The organism is Verrucomicrobiia bacterium, assembly GCA_035495615.1.
GTDB lineage: Bacteria > Omnitrophota > Omnitrophia > Omnitrophales > Aquincolibacteriaceae > DATJFP01.
In genome coordinates this window covers 1-17,534 of sequence record DATJFP010000075.1, presented here as the reverse complement: position 1 = coordinate 17,534, position 17,534 = coordinate 1, and the positions used below count along the sequence as shown (strand labels likewise).

Here is a 17,534-nt window from a genome sequence, read left to right as displayed (position 1 = left end):
TTATTTGCAGAATGCCACGATGGTGTAACGCGGCGTTTTCGCGTAATCCGTGACCGGATTGATGAAGTGCGGAAAACGGAACGTCCGGTGGTTGAGAAGCACCAGCCGGTTGAATTTCGGATAGATCACGTCGCAGAAGTCCGGGTCATTGTCCAGCGTCACCATCAAAAGCCCGCCCCAATCCCAGCACCAGCGCGTATTGAAATAATAAATCATCCCGACCTCGCCCGCATAGTCGTCGATGTGCGCGCGGTAAAACTGCCCCGGCCTCAGGCGGTAGCAGCGCGCGTCGAAATGCTGCATCTTTTTTCCCGTCACTTTGTCCATCATGGGAATGAAATGCTTCTGGAAGAAAGCCTTGAAGTCCGCGGCTTCCTCGATGGGTTTCGACCTGTCGAAGCGCGCCATGTACGCTTCTTCCGGGCGGGGGAGAAAAGGGCTTTGCGTGGCGAACACGTGCTTGTAATGATCCGGGCGCACCTGATTGATTTCTTCCCAGGTCGTGTTGTCCCAGCGCTTCACGAGTTCCTGGGCCGCGTCCTCAGGCAGAAAATCGTCCACGGAAACGTAGCCCTTGTCGTCATAGGCCTTCTGGATCAGGGCGTTGTCGCGGGGCATCACGTAGCTTTTCATCGTTCTTTCTCCGAAGATTTGGCGGCGTCCTGCCGTAATAATTCAGAATGATACACTAAAAAAGGAGGTCCCGTGAACGTCAATACGCTCTTTTACCGCATCCTTGCCGTCCTGCTCGGGACCGTCATGATGAGTTTTGCCTGGCCTGTCCGAGGCCAATTCGGCCATGAATGGGGCGCCGCGGCTGCGGGCGCTCTCGCGGGAGCGGCCGTCACGTGCGCAGTGCCCTGGAAATCCAGCCGCCGTTCTTTCGCTCAGGCCGCTTTCTTCGGCATCCTGGGTTTCGTGCTCGGAGGCGAAAACATTCCTTACGGCGCGACGATCGATTACATCCTGCAGCAGCCCAGCCTCGCGTCGTGCATTCCGCAGCTTCTTTCGATTCTGTTCACCGGCGCAAGCTGGGGATGCATCGGGGCGACTTACCTCGGCTATGCCCTTTCCGAAAAGCCTTTGCAGGCGCGCGACTATCTCTTGATTATCGGGCTCGGCGTCGCCGCCTTGATCGCGATCTTCAAGCTGGGCGAATCCAATGCGGCCATCTTCATCACGTTTACGCTGCTCATCCTCGTGCTCCAGGCCTACAATTTTTTGATCGTGAAGGCCGCGTCCGTCACGGTCCTCGGACTTTGCGGCCTGCTGGGATTCGGACTCGGCTTCCTGGGCGCAGTCGTCATCCTTTATTACGGCGACAAAGGCCTGCTCCCGGGCCCGGTGGATTGGTGGACCTTGAGAGACCAGATGTGGGGCGGCGCGGGAGGCATGGCCATCATGCTCGGCGCGTTTTTTCTGGTCGACGGCGGCAAGCCTCCGTTTCCGATCTCTTCAACCTGGTTCCAGCGTCTGGGCTTCGCATTTTTCGGCCCCGGCGTCTGCGCCGTCAATACCTGGAACGTGTCCACGAAATGGTTTCAGTCACCGCCCGCGCCGGACATGACGCTCGCCGGCATCCTCATCCTCGGAGGCTCGCTTTTTCTTTTCCTGTGGCTGGTCCTGCTGCTCGTCATCAAGGCGGAAGTTTTTTCCGGACCCGGGCTGAATCCGCTGATCCTGGCCTGCGCGCTGGCCGCGGCTTTTTACCTGGCTTTTTTCGCCATTGCCAAATCCATCGTTTATTCGGGGTGGGGCGCATGGGAAACCGCATTCACTCTGTTTGTCTTCGATACCGCGATTTTCCTCATGAGTCTGCCCTTCATGCTGCTCGGCCGGGAAAATCAGGCTTGATCGGGAACGGGCTTTTCACTATATTCGCTCTATGGCTCAGGCGAAAAACGTTTTAGGCGGGGAATTGAAGCCGTGCTGCGAAGCAACGGGTTTTTACCGGGACGGCCGCTGCAACACCGGGCCCGGGGACCTGGGCGTGCACGTCGTGTGCGCGGAAATGACGCGGGAGTTCCTTGAGTTCTCACGTTCGCGGGGCAATGATCTCACGACACCGAGCCCCGAAATGGAGTTTCCCGGCCTGAAGCCCGGCGACCGCTGGTGTCTGTGCGCGTCCCGCTGGCAGGAAGCCTATGAAGCCGGCGCCGCGCCTCCCGTGGATCTCGAGGCCACGCATATCCTCGCGCTCGAACACGTGGACTTTTCCGCCCTCAAGAAGCACGCCCTCAAAGTCTAGGCGGCTTTTTCCCGCAGCGCCTTCCTTCTTTCGCGCATGCTTTTGGCGACAGCCGCCTGGTCGATCGGCGACTGTTCGAATTTCGGGAACAACTCGGCCTCTTCCGCTTCGATGTGGTGGGCCATGCTGGCCTGAAGCATGTTGAATTTGGCGCTGAAGTCGGCGTCGTCCACTTTCATGTCTTCCAGCTCTTCCAGCAGCGAATCCAGCACGCGGTGTTCTTCGGCGGCTTTTTTCACCAGCTCGTCCGCGTTCGTGTTCTCCCAGACCACCGGATAGAAAATTTCTTTTTCCACGGCCGTATGGATTTTCAGTTCCTTGGCCACGTTCTCGAAGATCTCGGTCTTTTGACCCGACGCGGCCTTTTCGTATTGATGGAAAAGCGCCTGCACTTTTTGATGGTCCTCATGCAGCAGCCCGGTCGGGCTGTCTCCGGGCTTTCCGCGCTTGTTGCGGTCTTCTGAGCCTGATTCCGTGATGGTTTTCATGAGACGCTCCTTTCGAATGTTTCCAAAATGAATTCTCGGGTCTTAATAAAGTTTGAGACAAGATTCGTACCAACCTTACGAAGGCTTCGGCCCCCGGCGGAACAGAGAAGTGTCGGAGATGTCGGACACTCGCGCATGAATTCCGTACAACTGCGCCGGTCCGGAACCGCGAAGCGCTTCAAAAACGCGGGCCGGCGCGGACCTTTCCTTGGCATAATTATTGATTCCAAATTGCTGCCCTTAACCCCAGGGCGAAGGAGGCTTTGTGAGAATCTGGATGCTCGCGCTGTTGTGCTGCTGCCTGCTGTGCCCGGTTCTTTCAGCGGAAGACCGGGTTGTCACACAGGGCAATGCCGTCCTGATCGAAGGGGACGGAAAAGGCCCGCCGGCTCCCGCGGCAGCTCCCTCTATCTCGCAAAGCGTTTCCGCTTCACTGCAGGCCCAGGCCGGCCTGCCCCCGTCTCCGGCGCCTTCGCTGACCGCCCTCGAAGAGGAAAAAATCGAGGACGAACAGCAGGATTACAACGAAAGGCGCGCCTGGGGATTCTTCGTCGTGCGTGAAGGCATGACCTATGAAGAAGTCGAAAAACTGGCCGCGGCCAACGGCATCCGCCGCCAGAATAAAAGGACGGAGCCGGGAATGGGCCAGCTGCAATCGGAAATGATCGTGGAATACGAATACCGCGGCAAAAAACAGGTGTTCCGGAAGATCGTGGCTTTCGACGCGATGAACCGCACCGTGCTCCGAGTCACCGACAATATTGAGCCCCGCGCTTAATCCTGGAGAGAAAATCCCGTGAAATACGTCCTGAGAGGGATGCTCGCATCGTGTTTTTTTCTGGCTGCGACCGCTTTTGTCGGCCCCGGCATTTCGGAAAAAAATGCGCCCGTGAAAGTCGATTTCGGTCCGGCGGACGAAGCGGCTATCGCGCAAAGCAAAGAGAATTACAAGAAGGCGGCCGACGATTACCGGGACAAGCTCCGAGACGCGCAGAAAAGGCTGAGAGACGCCATGCTCGACATCCAAAAGCGGCTCGCCGAAGAAGACATGGAAAAGACGGCCCGCAAAAACCTCGTGGACGAATACAGCAAGCTCGCCGAAAAAAGATCCTACTTCGATTCCGAGGAAGACGTGCTCCAAGCCTCGGAAGTGGTGCTGTGGTCCAACCGCGTGGACAAGATCGAGAATTTGTTCGGGAACAAGAAGGGCGTCTAGCGGAAGCTCAAAATAAAACGGCGGCGGCAAGCCTTTGAGGCCCGCCGCCGCCCAAGCCGGATGGGCATCCGGCTTTTCCCGGATCGTTAGCGGGACCCGTCCTGAATGGTCTCGCCGGCATTTTCAATGTCTTTTCCCGCGCCGTGCATGGTTTCGCAGCCGGTGGCGACGCCGAGAAGAACGAGAATCATGGCCAATGCAACGAAGTTTTTCATGGTCTTCCTCCTTGGGTAAAAAAGTTATTATTTTTCAGGAATGACACCGCACGCGATCCTGCCGCCGGCATTTCCCGACGGCTGGCCGAAATCATCTTCTTTTTCGTGCAGAACCACCGCACGGCCCCTCACGGAATATTTGCCTTCGCTCAGGGTGAGCCCTTTGACCTGCGTGTCGAGCATCCCGGTGCCGTCTTCGGCGACTTCCAGGTTCCCGAGATCGCCCGCGTGCGCCGCGGTAAGGCCGCTTCGCACGACGTCTCCGTGCGGGAGCTTGTCCGGATTGAAGTGGCTTCCGGCCGCGTTTCCTTTGTCCGCGCAGCTTCCGTTTTCATGGATGTGAAATCCGTGTTTGCCGGGGGACGCTTGGCTGACCTGGGCGCGCACGGCAAGGCCGTCCGCGGTTTCGGTCAGCGTCACGGTCCCTTGCGCCTTAAAAGACGGATCCGTGGGCTGGAGCGCCACGTCGACGCTCGCGGCCACGGCCGTACCCGCCGTACAAAAGACAACAACCGCCATTCCGGTAAGACTTTTTGCAACAAGATCGCCATGGGACATCGCCGTCTCCTCTCTGTTCCTTTGTTGGATAATTTAAACAGTACCGGTTCCCGGGGAGACGGGCATGGATGTGTCCCGCGGGAAACCGGTACTGGAAGAGGCATCGCCGGCGTCAAACTCCGCGCAAAGATCAAGTCTTTCGCGGCAGTCTCCGCGGGCGAGCCTCGTAAATCAGGACGGAGCGCCGGAGCCCATGCCCGCGGAGCCCAAGGGCTGGCCGCCTGTCGTGGAAGTGCCGTCCTTGGACGCCGTGTCGGCTGCGGGAGCGGTTTGTGCCGGCTCCACGTCCGCAATGCATTTTCCTTTGGCGTCCTTGCGCTGGCCGGGCTGGCAATCGTCTCCGGCCGCGTAAACGGACGGAACGGCAAGCACCGCGATCAAAAGTGAAAGCAGGATTCTTTTCATGACGTTCTCCTTCATTTGCAGGATGCTTTTGCACGTTCTGTGCCAGCAACCGCGGTCTTCCGCAGAGAGAGAAAAGCGCGGCAAAACAGAAAACCTCGCCCGGAAAGTCAGACAATTTGCCTTGAAAATCAGACAAGAAAAGCCGCGAAAACTTTCTGACGCGCTTTATCAAGGAGCGGTACGGCTCTTGCAAAAAAGGAAACAACGAAAGGAGCGGCTATGAAACCGATTGTACGGAAGATATCAGGGGCGATTCTGCTGGCTGCTTATGCGGCGTTTTTTTCGGGATGCGCCCCGTTGTGGTTCGCGGGCGGCGCGGCAACGGGCGCGGCCGTGGCGAATCATGACGACGACAAAGTCGTTGTCGTCGATGGGCATTGAGGGTAAACTCACTCCTGCAATAGGGAACCCTCATGAAAGCTAAAAAGAAAAAAGAGCGGATCGCCGTCCTGACCAGCGGCGGCGACGCGCCGGGCATGAATGCCGCCCTCCGCGCGATCGTGCGGTGCGCGCATGCGCGCGGTATCCGTCCCATCGGCGTAAGGCACGGGTATCAGGGGCTGATCCAAAACGACTTTTTGGACATGGGCCCGCGCGCGGTATCCAACATTATCCAGCGCGGCGGCACCATTCTGAAGACATCGCGCTGCAAGGAATTTGAAACCGCGGCCGGCCTGCGCAAGGCGAAAGAGAATCTGGAGCGTGCCGGCATCGACGGCCTCATCGTCATCGGCGGCGATGGCACCTACCGCGGCGCGATCGACCTCGGCAAAATCTGGAAAGGCCCGATCACGGGCGTTCCCGGAACCATCGACAATGACCTGGATGGAACCGACGACACGGTGGGATACGCGACGGCGGTGGACACGGCCCTGGAAGCGATCGACAAGCTGCGCGACACGGCCGAATCCCATGACCGCTTTTTCGTTCTCGAGGTGATGGGCCGGGAAGCCGGCTTTATCGCACTGTCCGCGGGCATCGCGGGCGGCGCCGAGGAAATCTTCGTGCCGGAAGTCCGGCAGGATCTTCGCCGCGTGGCCCGGCGCCTGGCCGAGGCCCGCAAGAGAGGAAAGACCAGCAGCATTGTGGTTGTGGCCGAAGGCTGCCAGGGCGGCGCCGGGGAAGTGGCGGAAAAACTCCAGGCGTATACGGGGTTCGAATACCGCCTGACCATCCTGGGCCATGTTCAGCGCGGCGGCTCGCCCAAGGTGCAGGACAGGATCCTCGGCACGGAGCTGGGTGCCTATGCTTTCGAAAAACTTCTCGAAGACAAAAGCGGCGCCGCGGGCAAGATCCGGGGTGAGCTGGTTCTCGTGCCGTTTCCGCTGACCTTGAAGAAAAAGAAACTCTCCTCGTTCCTGATGGGCCTCGTTCCCCATCTCTCCACCTAGACTTCTAGACTTTGATTTTCCAAACGGGAATGCCGATACGCCGGCGCGCGGTTTCACCCGGCAGCAGCTGCTTTTTCCGTTCCGGAAGGTCGCCGCGCTCGGAAAGATGCTGGGCATGCGCCGCCAGCCAAAGCCCGGTGCCCAGGCGCAGGCTGTGTTTGCCGTAATGCCTGTTAGCCTCATCGATGACTTTGTCCACGGCTTTCAGCGACTCGATGCGCGGCACGTCGTCGAAAAGCGAATACTGGCTGTGCTGGCCGGACTCGAGCTTGAAAAGCGCGATGCCCGTCAACCGGTAGGCGGTGTTGGGACGGAAAATCTTTTCGAAAAGCTGCACGCCCAGGCGCGCGGCCTCGATCGTGGAAGAGGTGGAGCGGTCGAGCAGGGCTTCCACGCCCTCGCTGCTGAAATCTTTTTCGCGCAGGAAAACGGCCATGCCGCGGGCGCGCAGCTTGTGCCGGCGCATCTTGATGAACGCGGACTCGATGTTGCGGACAAGCTGGGCGCGCACGAAGTTTTTGTCGGAAGACGGCGGGGTGAACGTCTTGCACTTGCTGATCGAGCCGTAATCGTGCTTTTCTTCGGTGACGAGGGGATAGACCCATTCGCCGCGCAGCTCATGCCACAGCTCCACGCCGGTCTTGCCGAGGAGTTTTTTCGTCCAGGCTTCCGGCCGCAGCGCGTAATCGAGCGCCGTGTGCACGCCGTATTTTTTCAACAGGGCGACGCTGTTGGGGCCGAGCCCGCACACGCGTCCGGCCGCGACACCCGCAAGATAGGTGTGCAGCTCACGGGCGCGCACCACGGTGAAGCCGTCCGGCTTTTTTTCGGCGGAAATGATTTTGGCCAGGGTTTTGGTGACCCCCAGGCCCAGCGACACCGTGAGCCCCAGCTCGCGCTGGATCGCGCTCTTCATGTCCCACGCGATTTCCGCGTAACCTTTGTGGTGCACGCGCCTCATGCCCGTCAGATTCGCGAAGCCTTCGTCCATGGAAGACTCTTCCACGGCGGGCGTGAAGCGGCGCAGGATTTCGAACATGCGTTTGGAATAAAGGCTGTAGGTTTCGTAATCGCTGGGAAGGCACACCAGCTGCGGGCAGATCTTGCGCGCGTCCCACAGGCGCATGGGGCGCTTGATGCCGAGCGCCTTGGCTTCGTAGCTCGCGCACGCCACGATCCCGCGCTCTTTTCCCGTGATGACGGGCTTGCCTTTCAGGGAAGGATCGAGCGCCTGCTCCACGGACGTAAAGAAAGCGTTACAGTCGACGTGCACCACGGCATTCGGAAAAGAAACGAGCGTCCAGGGACGGGAAGCGTCAGCGGTATTTTCGTACATTGGCCACCACCACTCCGGCGACGATGAGCTCGCCTTTCGGGTAAAGGGGGGGATATTTTTTATTGGCCGGGCGCAGCACCACGCCGCCCGCTGTTTTTTCGAAATATTTCAGGGTCCATTCGCCGTCGATCTGGGCGATGACGATGTCGCCGCTTTTCGGCGAGCGACCGCGCTCGACGATAATGAGATCGTCCGGGAAGATGCCCGCTTCGATCATGGAGTCGCCCGTCACTTTCACCAGGTAACTGGCCTCGCGGTTGGGGACCAGGAATTCGTCGAGCGACAGCGTATCGATGAGTTCTTCTTCCGCGGGCGAGGGGAAGCCCGCCTGCACCGCGCCCAGGAGCTTCAGGCCGCTCTTCAAAAGGGAAGTGGGCACCCGTTTCCCGTGGCGGTCTTTTTCCACGAAGCGGTGCCGCGCCAGGTGCGCCATGAGATTCGAGACGCCGCCTTTGGAACGATAGCCCAGCAGTTTCTGAGCTTCGGAAAAAGTGGGGAGCCGTCCGTGCGCCTGCACGAACCCTTTCATTTTTCCCACGCAGGAAGGAATATCCAGGGGCCTGGCCATGGCCTAATAATAAACGGACGATCGTCCGTTTATCAAGGGGAAAGTAGAAAATTTTCTTTTGGCGAGGGCGTTCTTGTTTCCCTCCGGTTATGGTAGAATCCGCCAGTTTTCACAGGCTATCATCCCGTCCAGCCATTAACGGAGGAATCATGAGGACCGCCTTTCTCGCCATCAGCCTTTTTTGTTTTTCCCTGCCTCTTTTCGCCCAGACGCCCGGGGAAATCGAGATCGTTTTCGACGCGTCCGGCAGCATGAACGATGCGCCGCGCGGCACGACCAAACTGGACGAGGCCAAGCAGGCGCTCACGACCGTGGCCGGCCAGATCAGCCCGGGCTCGCGCGTAGGCCTTCGCGTGTTCGGCGTGACTCCGGTGCAGGAAAACATCCGCGAATCCTGCACGGATTCCAAACTGCTTGTTCCCATCAGCGATTTCGATGCCGGACGCATGACCACCGAAGTCCAGGCCCTGAAGTCTTACGGCATGACGGCGCTGGGGTATTCGCTCGAGCAGGCGGGCGGCGACTTCACTCAGGCCGCGGACGTTAAAAAGACGATCGTGCTGATCTCCGACGGCGAAGAAACCTGCGGCAAAGACCCCGTGGCCGTGATCCAGGACCTGAAAGCCCGCGGCATCGAGTTCACGATCCACGCCATCGGCTTTGACGCGAGCGACGCGGCCAAAGGCCAGCTGAAGAAGCTCGCGGAAATGACGTCCGGCACTTTCGTGGAAGCCAAGGACGCGGGCGAGCTCAAGAAGTCGCTCGAAGAAGTGGCGGAGAAAACCAAGCTTCTCACCGCGCAGAAAGGCGGCGGCGACAATATTCTCTCCGCGGCAAACGGCACGACGATCGTTTCTTCCAGCACCCAGGACTTTGCTTACATGATCGACGGCGACGAAAAAGAGTACAAAGTCCTGCCTTCCGGCAGCGAGGCGGTTTTTGCTTTCAAGCAGCCGGTGCTTTTGGAGAAATTTGCGGTCCCGATTTTTGAGGTCAGCGATTACAACCCGAGCGACATGAAATTGTTTGCCTCCCTGGACAGCCCCGAAAAAGGATTTTTCCCGATCGCGGAGTTCAAGGTGCAGAACAAGGTTTACTTCGGGAACATCTATCAGGAATTCCAAATCCAACCGCCCGCGGTTCTTCGCTATCTTCGCGTGCAGGTCGGCAAGAGCGTCGGCGGCGGCAATCCCACGAATTATGAATGGAAGGCCTACGGCAAGTATCTGAGCGAGGAGGAATTCCAGGCCGAAGCCGCCAAGAGGCCCAAGCCCGAGATCAACCTGCTTGCCGCGGAAAACGGCGGCCAGTTCATCGCCGGAAGCCGCGACAACATGAAAAATCTGATCGACGGCCACGACGGAGCCGTGGGGGAGAGCGGCGATTTTTATCCCAACGACGAGGCGATTTACGGTTTCGAAGGCGGCAAGACCGCGCTCCTCACCAAGGTGGCGGTGCCCATCCTGGAAGCCAGCAACGTCAACTGCAAGACGATTGAGTTCAGCGTTTCGGAAGCCGCGCCGTCCGGTCCCTGGACTTCAGTGGGAAAATTCGAGACTACGAACATGGTCTTTGCCGGCAATCCTTACCAGGAATATAAATTCGAACAGCCGGTCAAAGCAAAATTCCTGAAGGTGAAACTGATCGACACGCACGGCGGAGGCTGGTGCAGCTTCAAGGAGCTTCAGGCCTCGGGAAGTTTGGAGAGTTAAGCGGGATTTAAGCGCGGCGCGTGGCGGAAACGCGCGCGCCGGTCAGATTCGTGCCAGCCAGGCTTTTGCCGTCCGGCGAAAGCATGACCGTATCGGTCAGTCCATGCGCCCAGCTCAGGGTGAACGTGTGATGTTTTTTGGGGCCGATGCACGTCCATTGCCCTCCCACGGGAGGAATCGTATTGGCCGCGTCGTATTTCCACATTAAGGAACCGTCTTCCCCGATCTTGGCCACGCCTCCGGTGAACCAGGCCCAATCGCCCACGATCTCCCGGCAATGGCTGATGTCGTCGACCTGGTTTTCGGCGGGTTTATTATTCGCTCTTTGCGCGGACATGAAAGTCATGAGCGCGACCATCGCCGTGGTGAGGCTGGCAATGCCGGTCAGGAGTCCGGGAAGGGTGGTCCAGAAGCTTTTATGATGTTCGTCGGCCATGGGCGGCATTCTAAAAGAAGATGCCTCAAAAATCAAAGGAAAGGTCATCTTAGCGCGCTTTAAAAAGTCCCTCCTTTCAAGGCCTTCCCGGGCCGTCCGGTTTGCTTTTTGAAGCGCCGGGCGGGTATCTTTTAATTCAAACACCCTGGATTTAAAAGGACCCCCCATGAACATCAAAGAGTATTATTGGCCGGATCTTCAGGACCTCGCGGGTACGAAGAAGGCGAGCGATCAGGGCGCGGCCGCGTGTTTCCTGGTCGGCGGCGCAACGGCCATCATCGCTTTCTGCCAGAGCATGGGCTATTTCAATATCATGCCGGGTCTGGACAGCGGGGCTTACCTGGACGCCTTCATTTTTTTGATCCTCGGCATCGGAACGCTGCGGAAGATGCGGATCGCGGCGCTTGCGGCGATGGTCCTTTATTTTTTCGAAGCCTTTTACACGATCAAACTCGGTAACCGCGTTAACTTCATGATGTTCATCCTCATCATGCAGTTCATCAACGGTGTCCGCGGCACCTTCAGCTATCATGAACTTGTCGAGCTCGGCGCCGGCGCCGCGCCCGTGAACTATCAAGCCCTTGATCCGATCACCGGCCTTCCGCGTCCCGCGCTTGCGGGCGTTCCCGGCGCCGAAGTTCCTGCGTCCGCCGCGCCTGCTCCGGGAAATAAAATAGGAGACAAATTACAAGTCATCCTTGTGCTTCTTCTCCTTATCGGCGGAGGTTTTTTTGCTGTCCAGAGATTGGGCCTGTCCGGCGGCAAGCCCGGAAAATCAAAATGGCATGCGCCGTCGCTGTCCCATCACGGCCATGCGGTTGTTGAAACGGCGGCTCCCGAACGCAAGCCGCCCGCGGCCAAGGCGGCAGCGGCCGCGCCTGCTTCCGCTCCCGCGCCCGCTGCGGAGGCGGACATGACCGGCGCCAAAAAATTCCACCTCAAGAACGGACAAACTGTCCGCGGCAAGGTCGTGTACGAAGACGACGTTTATTACACGGTCCAGACCGCTTCCGGCGACCAAATCGTCATCCGCGAAGACGTGGATTCCATTTCCTGATATCTTTCCGTTGAACTCGGGCTAGTACTCGGAGCCGGTAAAGCGGGACAGCAAGGTGAGGGAGGGCGAGGTCATCAGCGTCGTGGCCAGGGCCATCAGGACCATCATCGCGAAGATCTCCGAAGACAAAATCCCCATGTCATACCCCAGATTTAGCACGATGAGCTCCATCAGCCCGCGCGTATTCATCAGCGTGCCGATCGCCAGCGAATCTTTCCAGCTCATGCCGGTCTTTCGCGCGGCAGCGCTTGTCCCGCCCAGTTTTCCCACGATTGCCGTGACCATGATCAGCAGACAGGCTCCCCATGAAGCAGGATTCGAGAGCAGCCCGATCTGCGTCCGAAGGCCGGTGAAAGCGAAAAAAAGCGGAAGCAGGAAGACTCCAAAATCCTGGATGCGCCCGGCCAGGAAATGTTTCAAGCCCTCCAGCCGGGAAATCGCGACGCCCGCCAGAAAGGCGCCGAAGAGGGAATGCAGCCCGAGCAGCTTCGTGATAAGCGCCGAAGCGAAGAGAAAGAGCATGGCGGCCATGAAATCGTCGTGGCTGAATGTCTTTTTTTCTTTATAAGCGCGTGTCAGGTACCGGCGCGCGGGGATCAGCATGAAGAGGGTGAAGGCCGCCGACAGCGCCGCAATGGCCAGAAGGACCCCTGCCGTGCCGGAAGAAGCGACAGCCACGACCGCCGCCAAAATGATCCAGGCGCTGACGTCGTCGGTGGCCGCGCAGGCAATGGCGAGCGTTCCCATCGGTGTGGCGGAAATGCCCCGTTCGTCCAGGATCCGTGCCAGCACGGGAAAAGCCGTGATGCTCATGGCAATGCCCATGAAAAGCGCGAAACACGTGAACGAAGTTCCTGCGGCGGCATAGCGCGGGTAGAGATAAAGCGAGAGCAGCATGCCCAAAAAATAAGGGACCACGATGCCGGCATGGCTGATCGTCACGGCCGCGTGCGCGCGCGTCCTGAGCGCGGCGGTATCCACATCCATTCCCACGAGAAACATGAAAATGAGAATGCCGATCTGGCTCAGCAGGCGCAGGCTCTGGAAGGAGGCCGCGGGAAAAATCTGTTCATGCAGTCCCGGCAGGACCCAGCCAAAAAAAGAGGGCCCGAGCACGATGCCCGCGATGATTTCGCCCATGACCGGAGGCTGATGGAAAAAAGGGGCTGCTTTCCCAAACGCTTTTGCCAGGGAGACGATAAGAAGAATCTGGACGAGCAAAAGCCCGAAGGGGCTTTGGAAGTTCTCGCGGAAATGTCCGGACAGCGTGGCGGCGCTGGACTTCGCCGCGGATGATGCTTCCGGAAAACCCGCGTCAACGGCTGCCGCCGAAGGCTGCGAATGCAACCCCTGGCCGGCTTTCAGCACCAGGCCCATGGCCGCCGCGAAGATCACCAGCATCGCGGCATATAAACGGAGGCCGGAACGGACGCTCATGCCGTGGCGTGGACGCGCTGTTCGAGATCATGCGCCTCGGCGCGCCCCCAAATATGCCCCACGATCGCCCCTGCGATAGAACCATAGGGAACGAAGTAGCCGCCCACGTACGTGCCGTAGGCAGGATAGAGAATTTTATAGGCTTCGATTTCGCGGTCCACCTGTTTCTCTTCGCGGATGTACGAAAAGGCCTTGTCTGTCGCGATCCATTCCTGATAGAGATTGGCGAAAGGAATGATGCGGAAGAGGCCGTACGAGCCGCGGTAGCGCCTCTCCCCGAAATCTTTCGCATGCCCGAGTTCGTGCAGCGCCACCGACGGAATGTCGGAGAAAAGATAAACCGTGTGCGTGTAGGGATTGTAGTAGTCGGCTCCGAAAATGCGGTCGACAAAAAGCGTGTCGATGAAAAGGACGACGAAGGAGCCGATGAAGACGCGGTACGGCCATTTGACGCCTTTGTTGTGGATGAGCCGCGGCCACGCATCCTGCGGCGCATAGCGGTTGAGCTGCACCTGCACGTCGCCGAGGGTGTCTTTGTTTTTCGCGATGTAATCCTGAATGGCCTGTTGGGATTCTTCCCGGACCCAATGGCGCTCCACTTTCCAGTTCCAGAGGATCAGTTTGCTGAAGGCGCCGACGATGTTGCCCAGCCAGTCCAGGATCAGGATGCGTTTTCCTTCTTTGACCGTGGCCTCGCCTTTGTAGCCGTATTCGGCATATTCGTTTGGTTTGAGGCGCGCGCATCCCGAAGCGGAAACGCAAAACGTCAGGCAAAGGATAAGAGCGGCGGGCTTCAGGAAGCGGCGGAAGGAGTCCATAAGTTTCTCCGGGTTAGGGGTTGAGGTCCGGGACCGTAAGCGGCTCTATCATATAAGGTTTTCTCTCCGGCTCAAGCAGAAAGAATCGCCTGCCTGTCTTGCCTGACGGCCCCTCATGTGCTATTCCTTTTCATAAGATCGTTTTCTGACCGTGACCGGTTATCATTCGTTGAACAACGGGGGACATCATGGAGACCGTAGACAGCAAAAAGGACCGCTTTAAGCGGCTGGCTTCCAAGCGGACGACCGAGGTCATCAAGAAGCTGGAAATCCTCGGCCATTGCGGCAACAAACACAGTTATGAGTACAGCCAGGACGAGGTCAAACAGATGTTTCTGGCCATCGAAAAGAAACTCAACGAAGTGAAAATCAAATTCAAGCTCGAAGCCGAGGAGTCTTTTCACTTTTAGTCCTTTGTCCCTCGGGGCCTGCCGCCGGGTTTGCGGTGAACTTCCGCCGCCTGCGGCCGATAATGAGGGAGACGAGGTGGTCATTGGCCGGTAAAGAAAGACGCGAGTACCCCCGCTTCAGCAAACAGGAAAGACGCGAATTCCAGAGAGTCGTCGTGCGCCTCGAGGCCGAGGTTTCTTCCGAAACCAAGGCTCAGATCAGCGGATGGACCAAAGACATCAGCGTCAAAGGCATTTTCGTCCTCTGCGCCGACCGCCTTCCGATCGGTTATCCCTGCCGCTGCCGGATTTCCCTCGGCGGGCCGCTTCGCGGTGCGCCGGTGATCATCGTGGACGGAAAAGTCGTCCGCTGCGATGACGTGGGCGTCGGCATCCAGTTTTCCCCCGTGGCCGTCGAAGGACTGAAAAAGCTCAACGATTATTTTGCCTGTTAAGCTGCCCTGGAAGTCCTCATGAAAAACCTCCTTCAGGCCTGCCGTTCCGGCCTTTCTTCTTTGCTGCGCTCCGGGCAACGGCCCGTTTCCGGGGAAAAAAAACAAATCCTGTTTTGCGCGCACAATGAATTGACCGCGGGTTACTTGTCCCGCGCGCTTCCGTTGTTCGATGCATCCCGCCACGAGGTCTTTCTTTCTTTTTTTCCGCTGTCTCACACCCTGTCCGCACCGGGAAATATCGCCGAGCGATGCGGTCTTCCTTATTTGCCCGCGGACCGTATTTCGCGGCGCGCCTGGGACCTTATCTTGGTGGCAGACCATGTGTATGAGCAGGGGGCCATGCCCGCGGGCGTTCCGGTCGTTTACATGCCCCACGGGCTTCTGGTCATGCGGCTCAAAGAAAACGGCCGCGTGCACCGCTTTGACCGCTGGGCCTTCGATGCCCAGGGGCATTCCGCTTACCGCGCGATCCTGTTCGACAACGAATCCAACGCGTCCGCCGCGGCCCGGGATTTTCCCGCCCTGAAAGAGGCCGTCAAAGTTACCGGCTGCCTGGGGGTCGACCGGATGCTGGCGCTGCGGCCTGAGAGGGAACGGTTTCGCCGCGAGCTGGGGATTCCGGAAGGGGAAAAGGCCGTGTTGATCATGAGCTCTTTTTATCCGGAGGGGCTCATGAAGAAATACGGGCGCGCGCTGCTGGACCAGGCCGCGCGGCTGCAAGGTAGCGGCAGGCATTTTATTGTGAGTGCCCATCCCAACCTCTGGGTGGAGCCCGGATTCCTGGAGCTGATGGAAGAGCAGAAAGCGCGCGGCCTGCGCGTCTTGGATCCCGACGAGCCGCTCGAACCGTTTTTGATCGCCGCGGACGCCGCGGTCAGCGATTTCACATCGCTCTCGCTGGCTTTTGCGCTGCTCGGCAAACCTCTGATTTATGTCCCGATCGACGCCGGACGTTTCGACAGGCATTCGCTCCTTGTCCGGCTTGCCGCAGGGCTGCCCCGGCTTGACGTTCCGGAAGATATGGAAACGGTTCTGGATCGCGCGTTCCGGGATTATCCGCACGCTTTCTTAAACGAAACCGCCCGGCAAATCTACCCTCATCCCGGCGAGGCCGCGTCCCGAATGAAGAAGGAATTCGAAAAAATCCTACGGATTCCGTCATGAAAACTCGGATTGATTTTTGGGGCGGCTTTCTTTACAGTAGGGCATCTTTTAACCCGTCCCCCCGGAAAAGGAATCATTCATGAATGTGTTTCACGCGCTCGTCTTCGGCATTGTTGAAGGCATTACCGAGTTTCTTCCGATTTCCTCCACGGGGCACCTGATCCTGACGGCGCGCCTTCTCGGCCTCCAGCAGACGGACTTCATCGCCAGCTTCGAAATCGCGATCCAGGTCGGCGCCATCCTCGCGGTCGTGGTCCTGTATGCGCGCCGCGTCTTCGCGGATTTCGAAATCGCCAAGCGCGTCGCGGCGGGATTTATTCCGACAGCCGTCGTGGGCTTCGTGCTGTATAAGATCATCAAGAAAATACTCGTGACCGGCGCGCCGGTGGTTCTGGTCTCTCTTTTCGTGGGCGGCATCATCATGATTTTGATCGAGCGCGTTTACCGCGAAAAGCCCGGAGCTTCGGAAGACTTGAAATCCATTACGTACCGGCAGGCCGCGATCATCGGCCTGGCGCAGTCCCTGGCCATGGTGCCGGGGGTTTCCCGCGCCGCGGCCACGATCTGCGGAGGCATGCTGCTGGGATTGAAGCGCAAGACCGTCACTGAATACTCATTTCTTCTCGCCGTTCCCACCATGCTCGCCGCGACCGCACTGGATCTTCTCAAGCATGGCGCGTCTTTTTCCGGGGCGGACTGGCAAGTCCTGGCCGTGGGATTCGTGGTTTCTTTCGCGGTGGCGATCCTGGCGATTCGTTTTCTGCTGGCTCTCATTAAAAATCACGGCTTCACTTCTTTCGGCGTCTACCGCATTCTCGCGGCGCTCGCCTTTTGGCTGCTGGTGAAGTGAGAACGCGGTTGCGGGGACTTTTTCCACGCCTGGCCGCGTTTCTCGTCATGACAGCGGCGTGCTGGGCTGTCTTTGACGTTTCCCTCCGCCTTTTTTCGGCGCATTTTCCCATGCCGCTCCAGAATCTCATCCTCGGCCGCTACGGTTTCGGGCCAGGCGACATTTATTATCAGGTCCCTCCTTCGCCGCTGCACCGCCTGAAGCCGGACTTCCGGGCTTCCATGTTTTACAACGGCTACCGCTGGGAGCACCGGACCAATGCGCTCGGCATCCGCGACGATGATTTTTTCACGCGGGCGGACCTCGTGCTTCTCGGCGATTCCATGGTGTACGGCCACGGCCTGGATTTCCGGGACACGCTTTCCGAAAATCTGGAAAGGCGTTCCGGGCTGCGTGCCGCGAACCTGGGCGTGCAAGGGGATTATCCGCCGTTCGAACTCGCGCGCCTGGAAGAAACCGGCCTGGCTCTGAAACCTAAGGCCGTGCTTTTTTTCACGGAACTCGACCAGGACATGGAAGACATGATCCTGCGCCGGCCTTCGGACAAAGACGTCCAGGCGCTGCTGTCGGCTCCGGTTTTGGAAAATCCGCAGGCGCGCCGCTTGGAGCCGCCGCCCGCGCTGGCGTGGAGGAGCTGGCCGTCGGTCAAAGTTTTTCGCTTCATGGCAAGACGGGCACTCCGCGGGCTCAAACAGGAAAGTTCAGGGCCGCAGCCGTCTGCGGACCTCGACATGGACAGCCGCGCCTTCGAGGTTTTTTTTCGCGTGATCGAAAAGGCCCGGGACCTTTGC

The 17,534-nt window shown here is 58.8% G+C and carries 23 protein-coding genes; 13 read left to right on the top strand and 10 right to left on the bottom strand.

Features of this window, described 5'->3' with window-relative positions; translation table 11 throughout:
- Positions 1 to 633 carry a 2OG-Fe(II) oxygenase gene (locus VL688_09670; protein HTL48309.1) on the bottom strand — a complete coding sequence of 211 codons (633 nt, stop codon included), beginning with the start codon at positions 631 to 633 and terminating at the stop codon, positions 1 to 3.
- A 72-nt stretch (positions 634 to 705) separates the two neighbouring features.
- Between VL688_09670 and VL688_09665 the strand changes: the two genes are divergently transcribed.
- A complete protein-coding gene (locus tag VL688_09665) occupies positions 706 to 1,854 on the top strand; it encodes a hypothetical protein (protein ID HTL48308.1) in 1,149 nt (382 codons plus the stop codon).
- Positions 1,855 to 1,885: 31 nt separating this feature from the next.
- A complete protein-coding gene (locus VL688_09660; GenBank protein ID HTL48307.1) occupies positions 1,886 to 2,248 on the top strand; it encodes a DUF2237 domain-containing protein in 363 nt (120 codons plus the stop codon).
- On the opposite strand, the gene VL688_09655 is transcribed toward VL688_09660, so the two are convergent.
- Complete coding sequence (locus tag VL688_09655) at positions 2,245 to 2,736, bottom strand: hemerythrin domain-containing protein (protein HTL48306.1); 492 nt, start codon at positions 2,734 to 2,736, stop codon at positions 2,245 to 2,247. The two genes, VL688_09660 and VL688_09655, sit on opposite strands and share 4 nt — an antisense overlap.
- Before the next feature lie 265 nt (positions 2,737 to 3,001).
- Between VL688_09655 and VL688_09650 the strand changes: the two genes are divergently transcribed.
- On the top strand, positions 3,002 to 3,514 hold the full coding sequence (locus VL688_09650; protein ID HTL48305.1) for a hypothetical protein: 513 nt from the start codon (positions 3,002 to 3,004) through the stop codon (positions 3,512 to 3,514).
- An 18-nt stretch (positions 3,515 to 3,532) separates the two neighbouring features.
- Complete coding sequence (locus VL688_09645) at positions 3,533 to 3,952, top strand: hypothetical protein (GenBank protein HTL48304.1); 420 nt, start codon at positions 3,533 to 3,535, stop codon at positions 3,950 to 3,952.
- An 86-nt stretch (positions 3,953 to 4,038) separates the two neighbouring features.
- On the opposite strand, the gene VL688_09640 is transcribed toward VL688_09645, so the two are convergent.
- From VL688_09640 to VL688_09630, 3 genes are all read right to left on the bottom strand, one after another.
- Positions 4,039 to 4,167 (bottom strand): entericidin A/B family lipoprotein, encoded by a 129-nt coding sequence (locus VL688_09640; protein ID HTL48303.1) that lies wholly within the window; start codon positions 4,165 to 4,167, stop codon positions 4,039 to 4,041.
- Between the two features lie 27 nt (positions 4,168 to 4,194).
- Entirely contained in the window at positions 4,195 to 4,725 is a 531-nt protein-coding gene (locus VL688_09635; GenBank protein HTL48302.1) for a superoxide dismutase family protein, read from the bottom strand.
- Positions 4,726 to 4,896: 171 nt separating this feature from the next.
- A complete protein-coding gene (locus tag VL688_09630; GenBank protein HTL48301.1) occupies positions 4,897 to 5,130 on the bottom strand; it encodes a hypothetical protein in 234 nt (77 codons plus the stop codon).
- 219 nt (positions 5,131 to 5,349) lie between these two features.
- Here VL688_09630 and VL688_09625 point away from each other — a divergent pair, with 219 nt between their 5' ends.
- Together VL688_09625 and pfkA are read left to right on the top strand one after the other, a co-directional pair.
- A complete protein-coding gene (locus tag VL688_09625) occupies positions 5,350 to 5,511 on the top strand; it encodes a hypothetical protein (GenBank protein ID HTL48300.1) in 162 nt (53 codons plus the stop codon).
- Between the two features lie 32 nt (positions 5,512 to 5,543).
- Positions 5,544 to 6,521, top strand: a complete 978-nt coding sequence (gene pfkA, locus VL688_09620) for a 6-phosphofructokinase (GenBank protein HTL48299.1) — start codon at positions 5,544 to 5,546, stop codon at positions 6,519 to 6,521.
- A gap of 4 nt (positions 6,522 to 6,525) precedes the next feature.
- Here the strand turns inward: pfkA and VL688_09615 are convergent, their stop codons facing one another.
- Together VL688_09615 and VL688_09610 are read right to left on the bottom strand one after the other, a co-directional pair.
- On the bottom strand, positions 6,526 to 7,857 hold the full coding sequence (locus VL688_09615) for a DNA polymerase IV (protein ID HTL48298.1): 1,332 nt from the start codon (positions 7,855 to 7,857) through the stop codon (positions 6,526 to 6,528).
- Positions 7,838 to 8,386, bottom strand: a complete 549-nt coding sequence (locus VL688_09610; protein ID HTL48297.1) for a S24 family peptidase — start codon at positions 8,384 to 8,386, stop codon at positions 7,838 to 7,840. Before VL688_09610 ends, VL688_09615 begins: the two co-directional genes overlap by 20 nt.
- Before the next feature lie 188 nt (positions 8,387 to 8,574).
- On the opposite strand from VL688_09610, the gene VL688_09605 reads away from it, so the two are divergent.
- Positions 8,575 to 10,137: a VWA domain-containing protein gene (locus tag VL688_09605; GenBank protein ID HTL48296.1), complete on the top strand. Its 1,563-nt coding sequence runs from the start codon at positions 8,575 to 8,577 to the stop codon at positions 10,135 to 10,137.
- 7 nt (positions 10,138 to 10,144) lie between these two features.
- Here the strand turns inward: VL688_09605 and VL688_09600 are convergent, their stop codons facing one another.
- Complete coding sequence (locus VL688_09600; GenBank protein ID HTL48295.1) at positions 10,145 to 10,573, bottom strand: hypothetical protein; 429 nt, start codon at positions 10,571 to 10,573, stop codon at positions 10,145 to 10,147.
- Between the two features lie 166 nt (positions 10,574 to 10,739).
- Here VL688_09600 and VL688_09595 point away from each other — a divergent pair, with 166 nt between their 5' ends.
- Positions 10,740 to 11,630, top strand: coding sequence for a hypothetical protein (locus VL688_09595; protein ID HTL48294.1), 891 nt, complete (start codon positions 10,740 to 10,742; stop codon positions 11,628 to 11,630).
- 21 nt (positions 11,631 to 11,651) lie between these two features.
- Here VL688_09595 and VL688_09590 read toward each other — a convergent pair whose 3' ends face one another.
- Positions 11,652 to 13,067 carry a cation:proton antiporter gene (locus VL688_09590; protein HTL48293.1) on the bottom strand — a complete coding sequence of 472 codons (1,416 nt, stop codon included), beginning with the start codon at positions 13,065 to 13,067 and terminating at the stop codon, positions 11,652 to 11,654.
- Positions 13,064 to 13,885, bottom strand: a complete 822-nt coding sequence (locus tag VL688_09585) for a hypothetical protein (GenBank protein ID HTL48292.1) — start codon at positions 13,883 to 13,885, stop codon at positions 13,064 to 13,066. Before VL688_09585 ends, VL688_09590 begins: the two co-directional genes overlap by 4 nt.
- Before the next feature lie 188 nt (positions 13,886 to 14,073).
- On the opposite strand from VL688_09585, the gene VL688_09580 reads away from it, so the two are divergent.
- From VL688_09580 to VL688_09560, 5 genes are all read left to right on the top strand, one after another.
- Positions 14,074 to 14,295: a hypothetical protein gene (locus VL688_09580; GenBank protein ID HTL48291.1), complete on the top strand. Its 222-nt coding sequence runs from the start codon at positions 14,074 to 14,076 to the stop codon at positions 14,293 to 14,295.
- A gap of 83 nt (positions 14,296 to 14,378) precedes the next feature.
- Positions 14,379 to 14,729, top strand: a complete 351-nt coding sequence (locus tag VL688_09575; protein HTL48290.1) for a PilZ domain-containing protein — start codon at positions 14,379 to 14,381, stop codon at positions 14,727 to 14,729.
- Positions 14,730 to 14,747: 18 nt separating this feature from the next.
- Positions 14,748 to 15,893 carry a CDP-glycerol glycerophosphotransferase family protein gene (locus VL688_09570; GenBank protein HTL48289.1) on the top strand — a complete coding sequence of 382 codons (1,146 nt, stop codon included), beginning with the start codon at positions 14,748 to 14,750 and terminating at the stop codon, positions 15,891 to 15,893.
- A 79-nt stretch (positions 15,894 to 15,972) separates the two neighbouring features.
- Positions 15,973 to 16,743, top strand: a complete 771-nt coding sequence (locus tag VL688_09565; GenBank protein ID HTL48288.1) for an undecaprenyl-diphosphate phosphatase — start codon at positions 15,973 to 15,975, stop codon at positions 16,741 to 16,743.
- On the top strand, positions 16,740 to 17,534 hold a 795-nt coding region (locus VL688_09560), incomplete at its 3' end, for a hypothetical protein (protein ID HTL48287.1). The genes VL688_09565 and VL688_09560, both read left to right, overlap by 4 nt.